Source organism: Methanocalculus sp. (genome assembly GCF_029762515.1).
Classification (GTDB): domain Archaea; phylum Halobacteriota; class Methanomicrobia; order Methanomicrobiales; family Methanocorpusculaceae; genus Methanocalculus.
Genome location: NZ_JARVGN010000170.1, coordinates 1 through 4,699 on the forward strand (window position 1 = coordinate 1; position 4,699 = coordinate 4,699).

The 4,699-nt window shown below is 48.9% G+C and carries 3 protein-coding genes and 2 pseudogenes; 2 read left to right on the forward strand and 3 right to left on the reverse strand.

The window, feature by feature from the left end; all coding sequences use genetic code 11:
• A pseudogene (locus QCH34_RS07095) lies at positions 1–532 on the reverse strand (thymidine phosphorylase); the annotation flags it as partial.
• A 60-nt stretch (positions 533–592) separates the two neighbouring features.
• Between QCH34_RS07095 and QCH34_RS07100 the strand changes: the two are divergent.
• Both QCH34_RS07100 and QCH34_RS07105 read left to right on the forward strand, forming a co-directional pair.
• Positions 593–715 (forward strand): hypothetical protein, encoded by a 123-nt coding sequence (locus tag QCH34_RS07100; RefSeq protein ID WP_300332242.1) that lies wholly within the window; start codon positions 593–595, stop codon positions 713–715.
• A 122-nt stretch (positions 716–837) separates the two neighbouring features.
• Positions 838–978 (forward strand): annotated as a pseudogene (locus QCH34_RS07105) (type II toxin-antitoxin system HicB family antitoxin); the annotation flags it as partial.
• A gap of 26 nt (positions 979–1,004) precedes the next feature.
• On the opposite strand, the gene QCH34_RS07110 reads toward QCH34_RS07105, so the two are convergent.
• Complete coding sequence (locus tag QCH34_RS07110; RefSeq protein ID WP_300332245.1) at positions 1,005–1,187, reverse strand: hypothetical protein; 183 nt, start codon at positions 1,185–1,187, stop codon at positions 1,005–1,007.
• Between the two features lie 567 nt (positions 1,188–1,754).
• A complete protein-coding gene (locus QCH34_RS07115; protein WP_300332248.1) occupies positions 1,755–4,289 on the reverse strand; it encodes an MEMAR_RS02690 family S-layer glycoprotein in 2,535 nt (844 codons plus the stop codon).
• Positions 4,290–4,699: the final 410 nt, after the last annotated feature.

Here is a 4,699-nt window from a genome sequence, read left to right on the forward strand (position 1 = left end):
GGGTGATCTTGTTGCCGGGGACACCGCCGATTGAATGCTTATCAACAATCGGGTGCGAGGCAAAGGAGAGTTTCTCGCCAGTCTGGACGGTTGAGCGGGTGAGATACTCGATCTCGTCCATATCAAGACCGTTGATGTAGGTGCCTACGATGTATGCGCTGATCTCGCCGGGGGAGAGGGTATCGTCGACGATCTCCCGGACGATCGACTGGGTCTCCTCCATCGAGAGTTTGCCGCCGTCCATCTTCTTCTTAATGAAATCAATTGAGGAAGGCCTTCCGACAGCCCGGATCTCGATTGGTTCGCCTCCTTCAAGGGCGAGCCGCCGGTTCGTCACCTGGTAGACGCCGGCTGTTCCCTGCGGCAGCAGTGTTGTGGTTGTTGTTACAAATGCCTGTGCGGCGGTCTTCTTCTCTTCATTGATCACCTCGACACGATCCCCGTCCAGGACGCCGATGGTGCGGGCGTCGTCCCGGTTCAGGAGGATGCCCCGGTATTCGATATCAATCACTTTTCCAGAGAGACGAACCATAGATCACACTACCTTTTTGAATCATTCCGGTAATAGCCAGTATATGACAAGAGGATCTGGTTGGCGGGAGAGATAAGGGTTGCCGGAAGAAGGGTTTCAGGGTTTGGGCAGGAGAGTGGGAGGGAGTGGGTTGGGAAAGAGAGGAGGAGGAGGAAGATTGGAAGAGGGGAGATAAGGGAATAATCTGACATTGCCATTATGGCTTTATAATGCTGGATGCAATGCTTCAATCAGGAGAGTTGGATTGTTTTATGCCAGAGAAACATCTTCGCTATACAGTACTCATGTAAAAGAATGAAGACGGGGGATATACTGTAACAGTACCCCTCCTACCGGGATGTATAAGTGAAGGATCAAACTGGGAAGAGGCATTACGTCATATCGAGGAGGCAATTGCCGGGTATATTGAAGTTGCCGGAAAACCGGGAAAAGCTATTCCTGTTTAATAATCCGCTTTTCTATAGCAACCTTACTAAAATAGCTCCACAAGCTCTTCCCTCTCCTGAATACGCCTGATATCATCAAGGAGACGCCGTTTCTTTTCGTGCTCGATCATCTCTTTAATATCCCCGGAGAGCGCCATTCCGGGTTTGCGTAGATGAAGGAGCTCTTCTACGATATCCTCCCTGAGAATAATCTTTTTTGGAGCCTTCATGAGAATACAGGAATATGGTTTTCAATCCGAATAGTGATTCCGGTAAGAAAACACCCTCCCTCGCTATTTCGTGATCCAACAACCGGATCATGGGAACTGATTGGAGCAGGTGCGGCGCAGGTATAGGGGGGCGGGGCGAGCGAAGGGATAAGGATGACAGAGCTGATAAACCCTTGCTCATCAGAGCAACCTGAAAGGCGATTCTTAAGAATCGGGGATTTATCTGCTTCTGGCAGCCACCGAAGTATTCCCGCCCCTCCCGCGTTGCATCTGCGGTCAGCCAGTACAACTTCCTTGCGAAGCACGTGCGGACAGGACAGGGGCGGTGGGGAAAATGCCTCAGTAAACAGATCCGAATACATGATTCAAGCACCCGATAGCCAGATGATGACTCGTACCCTATTCAAAACCCACACGGATCAGCGAGTTGCGACAAAAACAACAAGCTAAAGAAATTAGAGAAGAAAATAGCAACGAAAGCGCTAAAATTACGTTTTAACTAGGAAAGAGCTAACGCTCACCTGTTTTGCTCTGACAAAGAAAAAGAAAAATTAAGGTTGGTTAGGTTTAGTCCCTGCGAAGAACGAGGAACGCTACCGCACCAAGACCTGCAATCGCAACAAGCGCACCAAATCCGGGTGATGCCGGGGTTGCTGGTGGCTGGGTTGGGACAACGGTTGCCGGTGGCTGGGTTGCAGGTGGCTGGGTTGCAGGTGGCTGGGTTACCGGGACACCCTCAAGGACGTTGAAGGTGGCGGTTGTGGTTGCATCTGCTTCGATCGATTCAATCTTGACGATGTACTCATCAGGTGTGAATCCTGAAGCATCAACTTCCATTGAGAAGGTGTTGTAACCTGCGTCACCCTGAACGACCTTGACAACTCCAGACTGACCTGCGAATTCACCGCTGGCGGTCTTGTCAGTTGGCTTGAAGGACGATGAGGTAACTTCAACGATCAGTTCATTATCAACGGCGAGGTTGGTTGTACCGGTGATGGTGAACTTGGTTCCAACATACTTGTCGCCGACGGTGTCGAGCCTGATCCAGGGTTCTTCAACGAGGAACGTAAGTTTGGTGTACGTGTCGTCAATCGACTGGAGATCAAGCATTCTTGTGAGTGCCTCAGCGGCGTCAGAGCCCTGAAGACGACCATTACCCTCAGCGATGAAGAGTTCTGCACCTACTGCATTCGCTGCAGGTATATTGTTAATAAGGGCATTACGTGTACCAATAAAGGTTAAACCTGCAACGGTGGTGTCATCGTCTAAAACATCAAACTGTCCGTTTGCCATTGGGTGCTGGGCAACGATGAAGTACTGTCCAGCAGAAAGACCTGCGGTTGTTGCGCCGGTAATTTCGTACTCGAAGCTTGCATCATCTTCAACATTCTGCTGTTCCATCTGGAACTTGTTTACACCAAAGAGCCAGATCTGAATATTGGCAGGTTCGCCTTCAGCTGTTCCACGAACGTAGAGTTTGTCACCCTTTGCAACAGTTGTTGCTGAGGGGGTAGCTGTAATGAAGCCTTTCCGGATAACAACAGAGACAGTGCCATACTTTACATTGGCAAGATTGTTCTTGTCATTCTCTTGGGATACGGCATAGATAGTGTAGGTACCCGGATCGAGCATGGCATCGCCGGTCATCCACTTGTAATCCCAGGTGTCATCGGATTTAACAGTCCGTTGAACAGCAATATTAGTTGCTCCACCGGCAGTGATTGCGGTAGAAGGAGCATTAATATCTCCACCAGCACCTGGAAGGTTTGGACCGGTGATGAAGAGGTAGGTTATGCCTGAATCAGAATTCGTTCCAGAGAGCGTAACTTCCTGACCGAGATAGTACGTTCGGTCGCCAGATGCGGTGATTGTAACTGCACCCTTTTCGACCTTCAACTTGACTTCATCATAGTCATCAGTAATGACGCCAGCCTGAGTCCGCTGAACACGGATTGTAAAGGTCTTATCATTTGTGGACTGGTTGGTCATGAACTGGACAGTTCTTACACCATTATCATTTGTTGTGACGTTGGCATAGGATCCAGTTCCATCAGCGAGAAGGTTCAGAAGTGCATTCGCTCCAGGTGTATCGGCGGTGACAGTTGTACCTGTCTTCCAGGTATAAGCACCAACAGGTGCATGAGAAACGACAACACCCTGCTGACCGGTCTTAATTCTTGGAACGGTTATGTTGCTTTCAGAGGAACTTCCTTTCACCCAGAGAGCATAGTAGGTGTTTGGACGTCCGGTGATAGTCACTGCAAAGTCGTTGTTTCGAACAACAACATCCTTGTTTGCTGTAATGGTTGTGTCTTCATCGATGAGTTCAATGGTGTGAGTCGTTGTTTTTGTCTTCCCAACAACATTGTAGTTATCATTCATCGAGTTGACATTACAGGTTGCCCAGAACGTGTAGATACCACGTTTGTACTGTGCGTTGCTGACATCCCAGACATCTTGCTGTGTTAAAGCACTTGAATAAACCCACCAGGGGTTTGAACGAATAGCGGTCTGGTTACTTGCAAAGGCAAACGGATTGCCTGGTGTAAGAGCAGTCTGTTGCCCAGATGCATTAATAAGCGTCGTGAAGACGTTTCCATCTGGGGTACCGACCCGGATTGTCAGGTTTGCCGGATAGATGAATCCACGCTGGGATGCCATCGCATCAAGATTAGATATAATCCGGAATTTCAGCTCAGATTGAGGGAGACCTGCAAGTCTGATCACAGCTGCATCAGTCCTGTCCACGTTGTTCATGTCCCAGACTGAGATTGCAAGTGTCGGGTCTGCGACAACGAATGCCGCTCCACCGCCCACTACATACCAAGCTCCAAGGTTCATACCTGGGTCAACAAAGAAGCTGGCAGGGTTTGTAACAACCATAGTTGCCTGTGGTGCATCAGTTGCCGGATTCGAACCTGCTGCATACCAAGCAAGGGTATTACCAGCGACAATACCAATAGTAGTGCCTATATCAAGTCCCTGTTCACCACGGAATACAGTTCCATTATTAGGAATTACATGTGCTGCCGCTGCGGGAAGCATTGCAATCATGGCGAGTGCAAGGAGTGCGATCAGTGCGATCGTTAATCTCTTAGTCATTAATCATTTCCTCCTTTTGTTCAGTTTGAACAATTCAATTACCTTACATGCACAGATGAAAACCTTCGACAGATGCCGAAATCGGTTTCAACGTGCTGCATACTCCGATCAACGGAATATGCTTCCTTATTAGATGTAGACTTAATATATCCTTTGTGGTCGGGCCCGTTTTAAGAAATCATAATGTAAAACAGGGCGCGGGCGATCGAGGAGAGCCGTAAGATCTGACGAGTTTGATCACCGGGATCTCCACACAGCCTGATCATCACTCAACCAGCATAGAAAAAGGCGCTGGTATAACCTGCAACAACATACCAAAAACACCCCTCCTAACACTCTTTCGCACTATTACTATCTACCCCCCCGCACCATTAGTATGATCATGAAGATCATCCGTGCTGCAAGCCTTG